Below are 15,664 nucleotides of genomic sequence, written 5' to 3' on the forward strand. Positions count from 1 at the left end.
GAAACGGTCGACCGTCACGGTGCGTTCACTCAGCGGTCACGCCGTCCCGGTTGGCGGCGATCCACCTGTCGATCCGGTCCCACCAGTCGAAGAGCCAGTCGATCCGTTCCTGCCGGCCGGTCGGGACGTCCTCGGGCGGCACCGACCAGAACCGCATCACGATCCGTTTGTCCATCGGCAGCTCCCGCCACACGTCGGCGACGGTGAGCATCCGGTCCAGGCCGGTGTGCGCCACGAAGATCACGCCGGCCTCGGGTGCGGCGTCCAGGGCGGCGAGCACCCCGCCGGGCTGCGGGGCGAGCACGTGCTGCATCCGCTCGGCGCGCACCGCCATCCGCTCCAGCCCGAGCGCGCGGAGCCGGTCGATGGCCCGTACGCGTCGGCCGGGGGTGAAGTTGCCGCCCTCCGGGAAGATCACGAAGGCGTCGTCGTCGTCCAGGCCGGTGGCGAGGTGGCCGATCTGCCGGACCGCCGCGTCCCGGCCGTCACCGGCGGCGACGAACCGGTTGGGCAGGCGGTTGAGCAGCACGTCGATCGCCGGGTCCCACTGGAGCGCCTCCTTGAGCACGATCCGGGGCTCCCGCTGGAACCAGTTGACCAGGGAGTGGATCAGGATGAACGAGTCACCCGGGCCGGCGTGCCGGCAGAGCACCAGCTCCGGCCGGCCCGGCAGGGCGGTGTCCGGGTCGGTGCCGACCACGTCGATGCTCAGCCGCAGCGTCCACCGGGCCTGCCAGAACAGCACCCGCAGGAACCAGCCGGCGAGCACGTAGTGTGCCCGCTGGAAGGACGGCGTGCGCTTCCACCGACCGAACCCGGAGGCCAGCCACAGCACGAAGAGGGCGACCAGTGCGGCGGCGTCCCAGACCAGGTAGACGCACCCGATCCAGAGCAGCCGCAGCGGGCGCAACCGGCCCGGCACGAACGGCGACGCGGCCAGCGCGAGCAGCGCCCAGACCGGCACCGCGGTCAGCACCGTGACCGCGAGCAGGATCACCCCGGGTGCGAACAACAGCCGGCGTACCCACCGAGGGGGCAGCGGCATCAGCGGTCCAGGCTCGCCAGGTAGTGCCGGGAGGCGGTGTAGGCGCGGCTGATCCGCCGTCCCACCGCCGCCATGTCCCGGTAGGCCCACGGGCTGTCGTCGCGTGGTTCCAGCCCGCCGGTCGGCAGCACGTGCACCCGTACCCCCTCGGGCAGGGCCGCCATCTCCCGGGCGAACCGGTGCCGGCGGGCGATCTCGAATGCGACCTGGGCGATCTCCCACGGTCGGCGGGGCGGCGTCAGCTCCCGCTCGATCCGCCCCACCTGGAGGACGAAGATCTGCGTCGCGCCGACCGCGACCGCCTCGCCGATCGGGATGGAGTTGACGATCCCGCCGTCTATGTAGTGCTGGCCGTCGATCTGTGCCGGCGGCAGCAGCCCCGGTACGGAGGCGGAGGCGAGCACCGCCGGCACCAGCGGTCCGGTGTGGAACCAGTGTTCGGCGGCCCGCTCGATGTTGGCCGCGCAGCAGCGGAACGGCACCTTCAGGTCGGCGAAGGTGGTGTCCGCGCCCAGCTCCCCCTCCAGCAGCTTGCGCAGCGGCCGGGGCGAGTGCAGGTGGGTACGGGCGGCGAAGCGGCGCAGTTGCCGGGCGACCGAGTCGCCGTACACCTCGCTCGCCTCCGGGGACGCCCACAGCCGGACCAGCCGGTCGGTGACCGCCTCGGACGGGTCGGCGGCGACCAAAGCGCCGTTGACCGCGCCGATCGAGGTGCCGAGCACGACGTCGGGGCGGATCCGGGCCCGGAACAGGGCACGCAGCATGCCCACCTCGACCGCGCCGAGCACTCCCCCGCCGCCGAGCACGAACGCCACCGGACCGCCACTCATGTCGTTCATCCTGGCACGCCACCGCCCGTGCCTGCCGGCGCAGCCGCTGGTCACCGGCGTCGATCAGGAACCGGTGGCGGTGGGCGAAACGACCACTGCAGAGGGTCACCGGACAAATGGACAACCGTTGACAGGGGGGACACATTCGCGCAACCTGACACCACCCCGAACCCCAGGCAGGTGCGAACACTGATGGCAGCCCTGAACGCCGGTAGGTTGCTGGCCCGCAGGTACCGGCTCCTCGACAGGATCGGGGCCGGCGGGATGTCGGTGATCTGGCGGGCCCGCGACGAGGTGCTGGACCGGGTCGTCGCGGTCAAGGTGCTCGCGCCGTCGCTGGCCGCCGACGCCCGCTTCCGGGACATGGTCCGCGAGGAGGCCCGGTCGGCCGCCCAACTGGTCCACCCGCACGTGACCGCGGTGCACGACTACGGCGAGGCGCTCGCCCCGGACGGCGAGATCACCTCGTTCGTGGTGATGGAGCTGCTCACCGGCGAGGAGCTGGAGCACCGGCTGAGCGAGGGCCCGCTGCCCTGGCCGGAGGCGGTCGAGGTGGGCGCCCAGGTCGCCGAGGCGTTGGCGGCGGCGCACCGGCTGGGCATCGTGCACCGGGACATCACCCCGGCGAACGTGATGATGACCCGGACCGGGGCGAAGGTGCTCGACTTCGGCATCGCCACCCAGGTCGGCACCCCCGACGACGACGAGGACGGGGGCACCTTCGGCACCCCGGCGTACGTGGCCCCGGAACGCCTGGACGGGGCGCCGGCCCAGCCGTCGACCGACGTCTACTCCCTCGGCGTGCTGCTCTACGAGACGCTGACCGGCCATCCGCCGTACCCGGCGGAGACCTGGGAACAGCTCGCCGACGCGATCGTCGACGAGACACCACCGTCGCTGGACGGCGTACCGGGGCTGCCTCCGGTGGTGGTGGACGTCTGCCTGCGCTGCCTGGCCCGGGACCCGCACGACCGGCCGACCGCGCACCAGGTCGCCACCGCGCTGCGGGACCAGCTGCTGCCCGGTGATCCGCAGGCGGCCACCATGCTCTCCCCCACGGTCACCCTGCCCGCACTGGCCGGCACGCCGGGCACGGCGTCGGGGGTCGGTGCGGCGGGCGGCGTCGGCGCGGCTTCGGGGGTGGGCGCAGTGGCCGGCGTCGGTGCGGCCGGCACCGGCATCCCGGGGGCCGAGCTGGCCGGGGCGGGGTCCGGCGGCGCAGCCGGCGACCGGTCCCCGCAGGCGGGCCGCCGGGCCCTGGCGCGGCGGCCGGCCGGCACACCGCCTACGGCGCGGCGAACAACGGCGCAGGTGGCACAGGTGGCACAGGTGGCACGGCCAACGGTGGCGCAGGTGCCGGCGGCGCGGGTAACGGTGGTGCGGCGACCGGGCCCGACGAGCCGGAGCCGGAGCTGCCGCCGTCGCGGCGGCCGTTGGTGGCGGTGGGCGCGCTGGTGGTGTTCACCGTCGCGGCGGTCCTCCTGCTCGCCCCGCTACTGGAGCCGGGGACCCACACCACCCCGCCGGTCGCCCGGCAGACCGAGGCCCCGGCGACGGAGCCGTCGCCGCCGCGCACCCAGCCACCGGCGGGCCCCACCGCGCAGCCGGCGCCCCGGCGGGCCACCACGACGCCCACACCGCCCCGCCCACAGCCCACCACCACCCCCGACGGCGGGCAGGGCGGCGGCGGGTTGACCGAGGCGGCCGACCGGATGCGTCAGCTGATCGACGACGGGGTCCGCACCGGCGAGGTCCGCGAGGACGTCGGCCTGGACCTGCGCAACGTGCTCGCCAACCTGACCCGGTCCGCCGCCGAGGGCCAGGCCGACGTGCCCGCGCAGGCGACCGCGCTCCGCGAGAAGGTCACCCGCCGGATCGACGAGGGTGGCATCACCGCGGCGTACGGCCGGCAACTCGAAGCCGCCGCCCGGAAACTGGCCGCGACCGCCGTCTGACACCCCGCGCCGGCACCGGAACCACCGTCCGCTGCACCGCCCCGCACCCCGCTCAGCGGGTACGCAGTGCGACGGGCCGGTGCACGGGCGGGGCCACGCCGAGTGCCACGGCCCGGTAGATCGCCTCGTAGCCGCGCGCCATCCGCCCGGTGGAGAAGTTGTCGGCCACGTGGGCGGTGCAGGCCGCCGGGTCGAGCCGGACCACCTCGCGCAGAGCCGCCGGCAGCTCCTCGGCCCGGTCGCGGACCAGTCCGGTCACCCCGTCGACCACCACCTCCGGCACCGCGCCCCGGCGCAGCGCCACCACCGGTGTGCCGGTCGCCATGGCCTCCACCATCACCATGCCGAACGGTTCCTCCCACTGGATCGGCATGATCAGGCAGCGGGCGTCGACCAGTAACCGCAGGGTCGCCTCCCGGTCGGCGTTCATGATCACGTCGACGTCGTCGCCCAGCATCGGCTGGACCACCTCGGCGAAGTAGTGGCGCTCGGCCGGTTCGTTGCACTTGCCGGCCAGGGTGAGCGGCAGGCCGGCCGCCCGGCAGGCCCGGATCGCCGTGTCGGGGCCCTTGTCCGGGCTGAACCGGGCCAGCCAGAGCACCGGGCCCCGGCCGGGTTGCCGCTTGGTCGGCACGTCCCGGGCGTTGAGGGCGTTGTGCACCGTGCCGACCCAGGGCAGGCCGGGGTTGGCCCGCCGTTGGGCGTGGGAGATCGCCACCAGGCCCACCCCGTGGTCGGTGTCGCTGAGCACCGCGCCGTACTCGCCGACCGGGTTGCCGTGCACGGTCGCCACGGTGGGCACCGCACGCCGGCCGGCGACCAGCGGCCCGATCGTGGTGTGGTCGTGGATCACGTCGAAGTCGGCGGCAGAGATCAACTGGTTGGCCCGCGCCAGGTGGGCGAGCTCCGGCAGCGACTCACCGAGCCGGTCGTACTGCACCTCGTCGATGGTGGAGACGAAGTCGGCGGCGGTGCCGTGCTGCCGGCCCGCCCCGAAGAGGGTCACCTGGTGGCCGTGGCTGGCCAGCATGTCGACCAGCCCGTGCACCACCTGCTCCAGCCCGCCGTAACCGGGCGGCGGCACCGACAGCCAGGGCGGAACGAGCATCGCGATCCGCAGTGGCGGCCCGGACGGTGGGCGTTCCGACGGACGGTGGGTCACGGCCACGAATCCTCCCCCGTTGTCCCGCTACGGAACCTCGTCCCGACCCGGGATCGGCGGCGATTTCCCGCTGGCCGGACAACCAAACGCACCCCGGTCGGGTGGGGCCCGGCCGGGGTGCGTACGGCGACGGGCGGTGGAGCCAACCCCCTTGGCTCCGCCGCCCGCCGCCCGGAGGAGGTAGGTCTGAGGACTATGACGTCTCGGCGAGCGTCACGGTTGCAGTCGCCTCCGTACCATTTCGCTTGTAGGTCACCTGGACCCGGTCGCCGACCTTGCCGGCCTGCACCGCGCCGACCAGATCGTTGGAGTCGTTGATCACCTTGTCGCCGAACCTGGTGATCACGTCTCCCCGCTGGATGCCGGCCTTCTCGGCGGCGCTGCCCCCGGTGACGGCGGCCACCAGGGCCCCGCCGTCCTCGGCCGCGTTGACGCTGACGCCGAGGGACGGGTGGCTGACCTTCTCACCCCGCTGGAGCTTCTCGGCGACGTTCTTGGCCTTGTTGCTCGGGATGGCGAAGCCGACCCCGATGTTGCCGGTGCTGCCCTGCCCGGCGGTGGCGATGGCGGTGTTGATGCCGATCACCTCACCCCGGGTGTTGACCAGCGCGCCGCCGGAGTTGCCCGGGTTGATCGGGGCGTCGGTCTGGAGCAGGCCGGAGATCGAGCTGGCGCCACCCTGCGGGGCCTGCTGCGGGCTGTCGCCGCTGCCGGCCTGGATGGTGCGGTCCCGGGCGCTGAGGATGCCGGCCGTCACCGAACCCTGCAGACCGAGCGGGCTACCCAGGGCGAGCACCTGGTCGCCCACCTGCATGGCGTCGCTGTCGCCGAACTTCGCCGCCTTGAGGTTGTCCAGGCCGCTGGTCTTGACCACCGCGAGGTCGGTCTTCGGGTCGGTGCCGCGGATCTCGGCGGAGGCGGACTGGCCGTTGGCGAACACCACCCGGACGGTCTTGCCGGAGGCGGACGCGACCACGTGGTTGTTGGTCAGCACGAAGCCGTCGGAGCTGAGGACCACGCCCGATCCCTCACCGCTGTCGGTCATGATCGAGACCACGCTGTCCTGCACCGAGGCGGCGATCTTCGGCAGGTCGGCGCTGTTGATCACGGGGGCGGCCGAGTAGTTGCGGGTGATGCCGCCCCCGTCGCCGTCGACCGCCAGGGCGAGCGCCCCGCCGGCCACGCCCGAACCGAGCATCAGGGCGAAGACCGCCACCCCCGCGCCGACGAACTTGGCCACCCTGCCGGCCTGCGGCGCCGGGCCGGACGCCCACGGCGGGGCCGGCTGGCCGGGCTGCTGCGGCCCGCCGGGGCCGGGCTGACCCGGGTAGCCGGCGGACGGCTGCCCCGGGTAACCCCCCGACGACTGCGCGCCGGGCTGGCCGGGGTAACCGGCACCCGGCTGACCGCCGACGGCGGAACCGGGCTGACCGGGATAACCGGCGGACTGCGCCGCCGCGCCCGGCTGGCCGGGGCGGTGCTGGCCGGGGTAGCCGCCGGCCCAGCCGGACTGGTGCTGGCCGGGCTGCGGGTAACCGGCCGACGGGTACTGCCCCGCCTGCGGGTAGCCGGTGGACGCCGGATAGCCGGGCCGGTACGCCTGGTCACCGGAGGCCGCCGCAGGCTGGTACGACGACTGCGGGTACGCGCTCGCGGCGGGCGGCGCGTACGGCGACGACGGTGGCGCGTACGGCGATCCGGGGTGGGATGTGCCGGCCGGCGCCCCCGCGGTGCCGGCGGCGTCGCCCGGAGAGGCGGTGGTGTCGGACTCGCCGCGCTCGACGCGGGACGGCTCGGCGGAGGGGTGCGACGGCTCGGCGTCGGTGGCAGCCGGCCGACGCTGCGGGTCGGTCTCGAACTCGGTCATGCCACTAGTTTTCCCTGTGCCACTGTCACCAGCCTGGAATCCCCCTGGAAGTTTTCTGAAAGCCACGCCCGGCCCGGAGCGGGATCACTCACCGTTACCGCCGGACTCGGACAGCAGCGGCAGCCGGACCCGGAAGGTCGCCCCGCCGCCGGGCGTCTCGGCCACCTCCACCGTGCCCTGGTGCGCGGTGACCAGGGCGGCGACGATGGCCAGCCCCAGCCCGGTGCTGGTGATCCCGCTGGCCCGGCGGGTCCGGGCCGCGTCGGCCCGGTAGAACCGCTCGAAGACCCGCTCGGCCTGCTCCGGGGCGAGCCCCGGCCCGGTGTCGGCCACCTCCACCACGGCCAGGTTCCCGGCCTCGGAACGCAGCCGCAGGGTCACCGACGCCTCCGGCGGGGTGTGGGTCAGCGCGTTGGTCATCAGGTTGCCGATCACCTGCCGCAGCCGGGCGTCGTCGGCGTGCACCACCAGCGGGCCGGAGCCCGGCGCGATCTCCAGCTCGATGCGCCGTTGCGGAGCGACCACCCGGGCCGCCTCGACCGCGTCGGAGGCGAGCACCGGTAGCTCCACCGGGGCCAGCGACAGCGGGCGTTCCCGGTCCAGCCGGGCGAGCAGCAGCAGGTCCTCCACCAGCAGCCCCATCCGGGCCGCCTCGTCCTCGATGCGGCGCAGCAGGTCGGCGGTCTGCTCGGGGGCGCGGGCCGCGCCCTGCCGGTACAGCTCGGCGAAGCCCCGGATGGTGGTCAGCGGGGTACGCAGTTCGTGCGAGGCGTCCGCGACGAACTGCCGCATCCGCTCCTCCGACCGCCGGGCGCGGGCCTCCGACGCCAGCGCGGCGTGCGCCGCGTCCCGGGCGCCGGCCTCGGCCGTACGGGCGGCCATCTCCGAGGCGGCGCGGGCGGTGAAGGCGGCCTCGATCTGGGCCAGCATCGCGTTCAACGCCCGGGAGAGCCGGCCCAGCTCGGAGGTGGCGCACTCCTGCCCCTCCTCGGGGTCGGGCACCCGGCGGGTCAGGTCGCCACCGGCGATCGCCGCAGCCGTCCGTTCGATCTCCACGAGCGGTTTCAGGCTGGTCCGCACGATGGCCGCGCCGATCGAGGCGAGCAGGATCAGCACCGCCCCGCCGACCAGCATGTCTATCCAGATCAGCCGCTTGACGGCCAGGTCGACGTCGGTGAGGTGCTGCCCGACGGCGAGGACCCGGCCGTCGGACAGCTCCCGGTAGAGCATCCGCCACCGTTCCCGGCCGTCCTGCGAGCGGACCGTGAACGGTTCGCCCTCGTCAGCCCGGAACCCGGGCAGGTCCGCCGGGACCGGGGGAAGGTCGTCCGGTTCGAGCGCCGGGTCGTACCCGATGAACCGGGAGGTGTCCTCGTCGGCGAGCGCGACGACGTAGTCGGTGGGCAGCGCGGCCTTGACCCGTCCGCTCTCCAGGTCCGGTAGCGCCCGGCCGACCTGGACGCTGGCCGACTGCAACTCGCCGTCGACCTGCCCGATCAGGTACTCCCGCAGGAAGTACGTGGTGAGCGAGCTGATCACCACGAGGGCGACGGCGACCAGGGTGAGGACCGCCGCGACCAGCTTGACCCGCAGCGGAACGCTCCGGATCCGTCCCTTCGCCTCGTCGAGCGGATTCACGCCGCCGGCTTGCGCAGGACGTAGCCCACGCCGCGCAGGGTGTGGATCAGGCGGGGCTGGGTGTTGTCGACCTTGCGGCGCAGGTAGGAGATGTAGGACTCGACGATGTTGTCGTCGCCCCGGAAGTCGTAGTTCCACACGTGGTCGAGGATCTGCGCCTTGGACAGCACCCGGTTGGCGTTGAGCATCAGGTAACGCAGCAGCTTGAACTCGGTCGGCGAGAGCTGCACCCGCTGACCGGCCCGGTGCACCTCGTGGGTCTCCTCGTCCAGCTCCAGGTCGGCGAAGGTGAGCCGGGACGGGGCCTGCTCGCCGGTCGCGGTGCGTCGCAGCACCGCCCGGATGCGGGCGGTCAGCTCCTCCAGGCTGAACGGCTTGGTGACGTAGTCGTCGCCGCCCAGGGTGAGCCCCCGGATCTTGTCGTCGGTGGCGTCCCGGGCGGTCAGGAACACCACCGGGGTACGCGTGCCGCCCTCCCGGAGCATCCGGATGACCTCGAAGCCGTCCAGGTCGGGCAGCATCACGTCGAGCACCACCAGGTCGGGGCGGTGGTCCTTGGCCGCGTGCAGGGCCGCGCTGCCGCTGGTGGCGGTCGCCACGTCGAACCCCGCGAAGCGGAGGCTGGCGGAGAGCAGTTCGAGGATGTTGGGGTCGTCCTCGACGACGAGCAGTCGCGCCTCAGTCTGGGTAGCGGCCATGCTGGCCATCATCCGTGATGTCGCTGCGGCGGCGCTGGACGGTTGCTGCAAAAATCCTGTGAAGCCGTCCGGTGCCCCGGTCGCGGCCGGCGGAGAGCACGACGACCGGGGCGACGCCCGCGACACGTGGCCGTCAGCGCAGTAGCCGGCTCAGCCCGTCCAACGCGCCGTCGAGGACCCGGATCGCGGTACGGAGCTGGGTGTCGCTGAGCCGTCCGGCCCGGACCAGCGCCCCGACCTCGACGGTGAACGCGGCCAGCCGCTGGTCGAACTCCGCCAGCAGTGGGGAGTCGCCGTCGGCGGGGGCCGCCGGACGCGACGGCGAGGTGGGGGTCGCCGGGCGGGGCTGCGGGGTCGGGGTCGGGCGGTCCCAGCGGGTCAGCCGGGTCTGCCGGGTGGCCTCGCGCAGTTCGCGTTTGAGGTCGCGCACCGAGCCGCGTACCTCGGTCTGGATCTCCCCGGCCAGGGCGGAGAGATCCTCCACCGAGGCGGTGATGTCGGATTCCAGGGTGGTCACCTCGTCGGCGCGCTGGCGCAGCTCGGCCCGGCCCGCCTCGGTGATCTCGTAGACCTTGCGGCCCCCGGCGGCGGTGTGGGTGACCAGGCCGTCGGCCTCCAGCCGTTGCAGCCGGGGATAGATGGTGCCGGCGCTGGGGACGTAGAGGCCGAGAAAGCGCTCCTCCAGCAGCCGGATCAGCTCGTAGCCGTGCTTGGGGCCGTCGTCGAGCAGCCGGAGCAGATAGAGCCGCAGCCGCCCGTGACTGAACACGGCGGTCACGGCAGCTCCTCCTGGTCGGCGTCCACCGGCCGAGCGAGCAGGGCGATGCTGCCGGACGTCGCGGACGCCCAGAGCTTACCCTCGCCCGCGCCGAGCACCCCGTGGCTGTCCTTGACCGGGCCGACGCCGACCCCGCCACCGACCTGCGGGAAGCCGCTGGTGATCCGCCCGGAGGTGGTGTGCAGGTGGACGGCGAGGTCGCTGTCCTCACGGACCCGTACGGTGATCGGCCCGGAGATGGTGGTGAGCCGGATCTCGCTGCGCCGGGGGTTGTCCAGGTCGCAGGTGATCGCCCCGGAGATGGTGTTGGCGTGCACCCGGCCCGCCGCGCTCTCGGCGAGGGTCACCTCGCCGGAGACCGTGTCCAGGGTGAGGTCACCGGTGACCCCGAGGGCCTCGACCGGGCCGGAGACGATCCGCGCGTTGGTTCGCCCGGCCAGCCCCATCAGGGTGATCTGCCCGGAGGTCACGTTGACGGTGGTGTCGTTGACCAGCCCGGAGGCGACCAGTGCGCCGTCGACCAGGTGCAGGTCGGCCAGGACGGCGGCCGGGACGGCGATGGACACCTCGGCCCGGAACCGGCGACCGAGCTGGCCGAGCCACCAGAGGAACCCGGGCCAGCGCGGGTGGCGCTCGTGGCCGACCCGGAGCACGCCGTCGCGGTGTTCGACGATGACCGGCCGGCTGCTGACCCGGGTGACGTCGACCCGGGCCGGGCCGTCGGTGCCGACCACGTTGAGCCGGCCGGTGATCAGTCGTACGTCGAGTTGGGTGACCGGCCCCTCGATGGTGATCCGTTGTGGTCTGTCGACCGTCCAGTTGGTCATGACGTCTCCCTCCGGGGTCGCGGCCGACGGCCGCGCCACTGCACGGAGGAAGCGTAACGCGATACATCGCGATAGAACAAGACTGTCGCGAGTCGCAAACCCACCAATGCCCACCCCCGCCTCGCCCCCACCTCCGCTTCACTCACTTGGGCCGATGTTGCGGTAACCGGTCGCCAGGGCGCCGCAACAACGGCCCACCCGAGTGGATCATGCCGTCGAAGCAGCCCTCGGATGAGATCGGGTCAGGCGGCCAGGCCGAGGCCCTTCCCGGCGGCCAGCGCGGACGCGGACCCGGGCGGGGCGACCCCGGGCACAGCGGCCAGGGTGGGCCGGCTGACGACCGGGCGGGGCGGGAGCAGGTGCACGGCCGACTCGGCGGCGCGGGCCAGCAGCCGACGGTCCGCGCCGGGAGCCGGATGCAGGGCGGCGGTCACCGCGACGTGCACCACCAGGTCCCGGGCGGCCAGCACCCGACGCACCGAGCGCCACAGGGTCTCGTCGCCGAGGAAGGCGGCGGTGGTGGTCGTCGCCCCGGTGGCAGCAGAGCGGTAGCTGATCCGCAGCGGCACCACGGGGACCCGGGCGTCGATCGCCGCCTGGAAGACCGCCGGCCGGAATCCCCGCGACGGTCGACAGCCGGCCGAGGGAGCGACGCCGCACCAGGTCGTACCCTCGGGGAAGACCGCGACCGGGTGACCGGCCCGCAGCGTCGCCGCGAGCCGGTCCACCGTGCGGGGCAGGTCCCGGGGTCGCGACCGGTCCACGAAGAGTGCGCCCCCGGCGCGGGCCAGCAGCCCGAGCAGCGGCCAGTTCCGCACCTCCCGCTTGGCCAGCAGCCGGGCCGGAGCGACCGTCAGCACCGCGAGGATGTCCAGCCAGGAGACGTGGTTGGCGACCAGCAGCGCCCGCCGCCGGGGCAGCCGCCCGCGTACCGCCAGCCGCACCCCGAGCGCACCGGCGGTCCACCGGGCCCAGCCCCGCAGTGCCGACGCCCGCCCCGCCGTCGGCAGCACCGGCAGCAGTACGACCAGGACGGCCCCGACCAGCAGCATCCCGAGCACGCCCAGCAGTCGGGCCACCTGCCGGCCGGGCGACACCTCCACCCGCCGCGCCCCCGGCAGGCAGTCCGGGCCGCAGCCGGCGGTCGGACGCCACAGTTCGGCGCTCACCGCGCCGCCCCGCCCAGGAAGTGCCGCAGGTAGCGCGGGTTCATCCGGTCCAGCGCGAACAGCACGTAGAAGTCGGCGCAACGGAAGTCGGGGTCGTACGCCGGTTCCCCGGCGATCCACGCGCCCAGCCGCAGGTAGCCGCGCAGCAGCGGCGGGACCAGTGCCCGCCCGGCGGAGTCCCCGGTGGCGGTCTCCGCCGCCGCCGCGCCCGGCTCGGCGAACCAGGGCCGCAGCGGACGGACCCGCAGCAGCGGCGGGGCCAGGTGACCGGCGCGGCCCAGCGCCCACGCCTGCGCGGCGGCCCGGCCACCGTCGTCGACCGGCACCGAGGCGCAGCCGCCCAGCCAGTTGGAGCCGCGCAGGTGCAGGTAGCGGGTCAGCCCGGCCCACATCAGGTTGATCACCGCGCCGGAGCGGTGGTCCGGGTGGACGCAGGAACGCCCGGTCTCGACCAGCAGGTCACGCAGCGGGTCCAACGCGGTCAGGTCGAACTCCCCGGCGGCGTACCGACGCCCGGTGCGGCCCGGTGGCAGCAGCCGGTAGGTGCCGACCACCGCGCCGGTGCGCTCCTCACGGACGATCAGGTGGTCGCAGTGGGCGTCGAGGTCGTCGGTGTCCAGTCCGGCGGCATCCGGACGCAGGGTCGCGCCGAGTTCGGTGGCGAACACCTCGTGGCGCAGGCGTTGCGCTGCCGCGACCTGGGTCGGGTCGTCGGCGATCAGCAGGGTGTATCCACTGGTCGTCAGGGGTGCGCCAGCGGCATGCAGAACAGCCATGGGACCTGTGTAGGTGCCCCGGGTGGCCGGGCCCCCGCCTGACGGGTGTCGATCCGGTGAACGCCGGTCGGCGGGCCGCCCCCGCAGTGACCTGCGGGGCCGCCGGGGCCGGCCCGGATGTCGGTCGGCAGTCGGGTGGGCCCGGGTCCGGCGGCGCGTGCCGTGGTGCGGGTGGGGCGTGCGAGGCTGCCTGCGGGCGTCCGGCCATCCGGGGCGGACGACGACGTGCGGAGTGGCGATGATCATCGAATCCCGGTACAACGGCCCGCCCGGTTCGGGCAACGGCGGGTGGAGCGCCGGGGTCTTCGCCGGGGCGTACGACACGGACCGGCCGGTCGAGGTGACGCTGCGTCGTCCGCCGCCGCTGGACATCCCGCTCACCCTCACCGACGGCGACGTGTACGACCCCGACGGGCACCTGGTCGCCGAGGTACGCCCGGCCGGCGACCTGCCCGACCCGGTCGCCCCGGTGGACCCGGTGACCGCGCGTGCCGCCTCGGCCGGCTATCCGGGACTGGTGGACCACCCCTTCCCCGGCTGTTACGTCTGCGGCCCGGAGCACCCGGACGGGCTGCGGATCTTTCCCGGTCGGCTGCCCGACGGCCGGACCGCCGCGTCGTGGCGTACCCCCCGACGGGTGACCGCGCCGACCGCCTGGGCGGCGCTGGACTGCCCCGGGGGCTGGGCGGTGATCGCCCCCGGCCGGCCGTACGTGCTGGGCCGGATCGCCGTGGCGCTCGACGCGCTTCCCGAACCCGGTGAGGAGTGCGTGGTCACCGGTAAGGTGATCACCGCGGAGGGACGGCTGGCGGTGGTGCACACCAGCCTCTACGGCAGCGCCGGCGCGCTGCTCGGTCGGGCCCGCGCCACCTGGGTGGCGCTGCCGCCCGTGTCTCGTCCCTGAGGACGACCGCCTCCTGCCTGAGACGGAGCACGACTTACCGACCCGGGCTGATGGCATATCTTGACCAGGCCAGTCAGGCTGGTCAGCGGCGCGTTGCGTAACGACGCCGCAGACTGCGGCGCGCGAGGCGCCGCCGCACGGGAGGAGAACGATGTCCGACGGGCAGTGGAGCCCCAGCACCGGCCAGATCGTCGTGTCCGGACTGACCAAGCAGTACAAGAACGTACGGGCGGTCGACAACCTGTCCTTCACGGTCGAATCCGGCCGGGTGACCGGCTTCCTCGGCCCGAACGGGGCGGGTAAGACGACCACTCTGCGGATGCTGCTGAACCTGGTCACCCCGAGCGGTGGCACGGCGACGATCGGCGGCCAGCGGTACGCCGACCTGACCGACCCGCTGCGGCACGTGGGCGCGGTGCTGGAGGCGTCCAGCGCGCACAAGGGTCGTACCGGGATCAATCACCTGCGGGTGATCTGTGCGGCGGCGGGCCTGCCGAAGAGCCGGGCCGACGAGGCGCTGGCCCTGGTCGGGCTCACTCCGGCGGCGAAGCGCAAGTTCAAGGGGTACTCGCTGGGCATGAAGCAGCGGCTCGGTATCGCCGCCGCGATGCTCGGCAACCCCCGGGTGCTGATCCTCGACGAGCCGGCCAACGGTCTGGACCCGGAGGGCATCCGCTGGATGCGGGGCTTCCTCAAGGGGCTGGCCCACGAGGGGCGTACGGTGCTGGTCTCCAGCCACCTGCTGTCCGAGATGCAGCTCCTCGCCGACGACGTGGTGATCATCGCGGCCGGCAAGCTGATCCGGCAGGGGCCGGTGGAGCAGGTACTCGGCTCGATGGCGCAGGGCGGCCGGGTTCGGGTGCGTACCCCGCAGGCCGAGGAGTTGACCGTGGCGCTGCGTGAGCAGTCCGCGACGGTGGAGACCGACGAGCACGGTGTGCTGCTGGTCAGCGGGCTGGAGGCCCCGGCGATCGGCCGGGCCGCGCTGGCCGCGAAGGTCGAGCTGCACGAACTGACCCCGGAACGACCCGACCTGGAACGGGTCTTCCTGGAGCTGACGGCCGGGAAGGCGGGCATCCGATGAACCTGGTCCGATCCGAGCTGTTGAAGATCCGTACCACCAGCACGTGGTGGATCTTCGGCCTGATCACGGTGCCGCTGTGGGCACTCACCGCCCTGATCAACTGGTTGCAGACCGACGCGCTGGCCAACAACAACTTCGGCGACGTGCCGGCCGACCAGGCCGACCAGATCCAGGCCGCGCAGTCGGTGGACAGCCTGGCCGCCAACGTCTACACCAACGGGCAGTTCTTCGGTCTGATGATCGTGATGCTGCTCGGCATCATCGTGGTGACCAGCGAGTTCTTCCACCAGACGGTCACCACCACCTTCCTCACCGTGCCGCACCGCACCGCGGTGATGTTGGCCAAGCTGGCCGCCGCGGCCGTCCTGGCCGTGCTGTTCTGGCTGGTCACCACCGGGTTCAACCTGATCTTCGGGGCACTGGTGATGAGCAGCGTCGACCTGGGCTCCCAGCTCGGCAGCGGCGCGGTCTGGCGGGCCACCGCGCTCAACGGCCTGGCCTATCTGCTCTGGTCGGTGCTCGGCGTCGGGATCGGGGTGCTGATCCGCAGCCAGATCGGTGCCACGGTCACCGGCATCCTGCTCTACCTGGGTGGCGCGGTCGGCGCGGCCATCGCGATCAGCATCCTGGCCGCCCGCTGGGGTGACTGGATCAACGACCTCCAGGTGCTGGTGCCGTCGCTGGCGTCGTCGCTGATGGTCAGCGGGACCGAGATCCCCGGCAACCCGCCCCGCTGGGCGGGCGCGGTGGTCCTGATCGGGTACGCGGTGGTGGCCGGCGCGATCGGCACGCTCACCATGCGGCGGCGGGACATCTCCTGATCGACCGTGCTCCGACCGGCCCGGCCCGGCGTGACGACCGTCACGCCGGGCCGTTCCGTCTCCGCCCGGTGCCCCCATCCGGGAGGCCCGGGTGGGAGCCGGTGGCCCGC

At 73.7% G+C, this 15,664-nt stretch carries 14 protein-coding genes and 2 pseudogenes; 5 read left to right on the forward strand and 11 right to left on the reverse strand.

All coding sequences use genetic code 11. The features are described 5' to 3' along the window. Positions 1 to 25 precede the first annotated feature (25 nt). Both ACQP2H_RS25515 and ACQP2H_RS25520 read right to left on the reverse strand, forming a co-directional pair. Entirely contained in the window at positions 26 to 1,045 is a 1,020-nt protein-coding gene (locus ACQP2H_RS25515; protein ID WP_219464489.1) for a 1-acyl-sn-glycerol-3-phosphate acyltransferase, read from the reverse strand. Next, the gene (locus ACQP2H_RS25520; protein ID WP_208568494.1) at positions 1,045 to 1,875 is read right to left on the reverse strand and encodes a patatin-like phospholipase family protein; all 831 of its coding nucleotides are present in this window, start codon (positions 1,873 to 1,875) and stop codon (positions 1,045 to 1,047) included. The genes ACQP2H_RS25515 and ACQP2H_RS25520 overlap by 1 nt, the downstream gene beginning before the upstream one ends. A gap of 192 nt (positions 1,876 to 2,067) precedes the next feature. On the opposite strand from ACQP2H_RS25520, the gene ACQP2H_RS25525 reads away from it, so the two are divergent. Together ACQP2H_RS25525 and ACQP2H_RS25530 are read left to right on the forward strand one after the other, a co-directional pair. Next, entirely contained in the window at positions 2,068 to 3,570 is a 1,503-nt protein-coding gene (locus tag ACQP2H_RS25525; RefSeq protein WP_433229166.1) for a serine/threonine-protein kinase, read from the forward strand. After that, the gene (locus ACQP2H_RS25530) at positions 3,567 to 3,830 is read left to right on the forward strand and encodes a hypothetical protein (RefSeq protein ID WP_433229167.1); all 264 of its coding nucleotides are present in this window, start codon (positions 3,567 to 3,569) and stop codon (positions 3,828 to 3,830) included. The genes ACQP2H_RS25525 and ACQP2H_RS25530 overlap by 4 nt, the downstream gene beginning before the upstream one ends. A 52-nt stretch (positions 3,831 to 3,882) precedes the next feature. Here ACQP2H_RS25530 and ACQP2H_RS25535 read toward each other — a convergent pair whose 3' ends face one another. The 9 genes and pseudogenes from ACQP2H_RS25535 to ACQP2H_RS25575 all read right to left on the reverse strand — a co-directional run bounded on the left by ACQP2H_RS25535 (position 3,883) and on the right by ACQP2H_RS25575 (position 12,745). Beyond that, on the reverse strand, positions 3,883 to 4,992 hold the full coding sequence (locus tag ACQP2H_RS25535; RefSeq protein ID WP_372444069.1) for a glycosyltransferase family 4 protein: 1,110 nt from the start codon (positions 4,990 to 4,992) through the stop codon (positions 3,883 to 3,885). Between the two features lie 193 nt (positions 4,993 to 5,185). Beyond that, positions 5,186 to 6,859, reverse strand: a complete 1,674-nt coding sequence (locus ACQP2H_RS25540) for a trypsin-like peptidase domain-containing protein (protein WP_357535059.1) — start codon at positions 6,857 to 6,859, stop codon at positions 5,186 to 5,188. A gap of 84 nt (positions 6,860 to 6,943) precedes the next feature. After that, positions 6,944 to 8,194 (reverse strand): annotated as a pseudogene (locus ACQP2H_RS25545) (sensor histidine kinase); the annotation flags it as partial. A 137-nt stretch (positions 8,195 to 8,331) separates the two neighbouring features. Further along, positions 8,332 to 8,497 (reverse strand): annotated as a pseudogene (locus ACQP2H_RS25550) (two-component sensor histidine kinase); the annotation flags it as partial. Further along, positions 8,494 to 9,195, reverse strand: coding sequence for a response regulator transcription factor (locus ACQP2H_RS25555; RefSeq protein WP_091068807.1), 702 nt, complete (start codon positions 9,193 to 9,195; stop codon positions 8,494 to 8,496). The gene ACQP2H_RS25555 and the pseudogene ACQP2H_RS25550, both read right to left, overlap by 4 nt. Positions 9,196 to 9,328: 133 nt before the next feature. After that, positions 9,329 to 9,973, reverse strand: coding sequence for a PadR family transcriptional regulator (locus ACQP2H_RS25560; RefSeq protein ID WP_219464497.1), 645 nt, complete (start codon positions 9,971 to 9,973; stop codon positions 9,329 to 9,331). Then, a complete protein-coding gene (locus tag ACQP2H_RS25565) occupies positions 9,970 to 10,800 on the reverse strand; it encodes a DUF4097 family beta strand repeat-containing protein (RefSeq protein WP_219464498.1) in 831 nt (276 codons plus the stop codon). Before ACQP2H_RS25565 ends, ACQP2H_RS25560 begins: the two co-directional genes overlap by 4 nt. Positions 10,801 to 11,042: 242 nt before the next feature. After that, a complete protein-coding gene (locus tag ACQP2H_RS25570; protein WP_433229169.1) occupies positions 11,043 to 11,969 on the reverse strand; it encodes a lysophospholipid acyltransferase family protein in 927 nt (308 codons plus the stop codon). Further along, positions 11,966 to 12,745, reverse strand: a complete 780-nt coding sequence (locus ACQP2H_RS25575; RefSeq protein ID WP_219464500.1) for a GNAT family N-acetyltransferase — start codon at positions 12,743 to 12,745, stop codon at positions 11,966 to 11,968. The genes ACQP2H_RS25570 and ACQP2H_RS25575 overlap by 4 nt, the downstream gene beginning before the upstream one ends. Before the next feature lie 238 nt (positions 12,746 to 12,983). Here ACQP2H_RS25575 and ACQP2H_RS25580 point away from each other — a divergent pair, with 238 nt between their 5' ends. From ACQP2H_RS25580 to ACQP2H_RS25590, 3 genes are all read left to right on the forward strand, one after another. Then, positions 12,984 to 13,649 carry a hypothetical protein gene (locus ACQP2H_RS25580; protein ID WP_219464501.1) on the forward strand — a complete coding sequence of 222 codons (666 nt, stop codon included), beginning with the start codon at positions 12,984 to 12,986 and terminating at the stop codon, positions 13,647 to 13,649. A gap of 151 nt (positions 13,650 to 13,800) precedes the next feature. After that, on the forward strand, positions 13,801 to 14,733 hold the full coding sequence (locus ACQP2H_RS25585; protein ID WP_219464502.1) for an ABC transporter ATP-binding protein: 933 nt from the start codon (positions 13,801 to 13,803) through the stop codon (positions 14,731 to 14,733). Further along, positions 14,730 to 15,554 (forward strand): ABC transporter permease, encoded by an 825-nt coding sequence (locus ACQP2H_RS25590; RefSeq protein WP_208568347.1) that lies wholly within the window; start codon positions 14,730 to 14,732, stop codon positions 15,552 to 15,554. Before ACQP2H_RS25585 ends, ACQP2H_RS25590 begins: the two co-directional genes overlap by 4 nt. The last annotated feature ends 110 nt before the right edge of the window (positions 15,555 to 15,664 follow it).

The sequence above is a fragment of the Micromonospora sp. CA-248260 genome, assembly GCF_050942205.1.
GTDB lineage: Bacteria > Actinomycetota > Actinomycetes > Mycobacteriales > Micromonosporaceae > Micromonospora > Micromonospora antibiotica.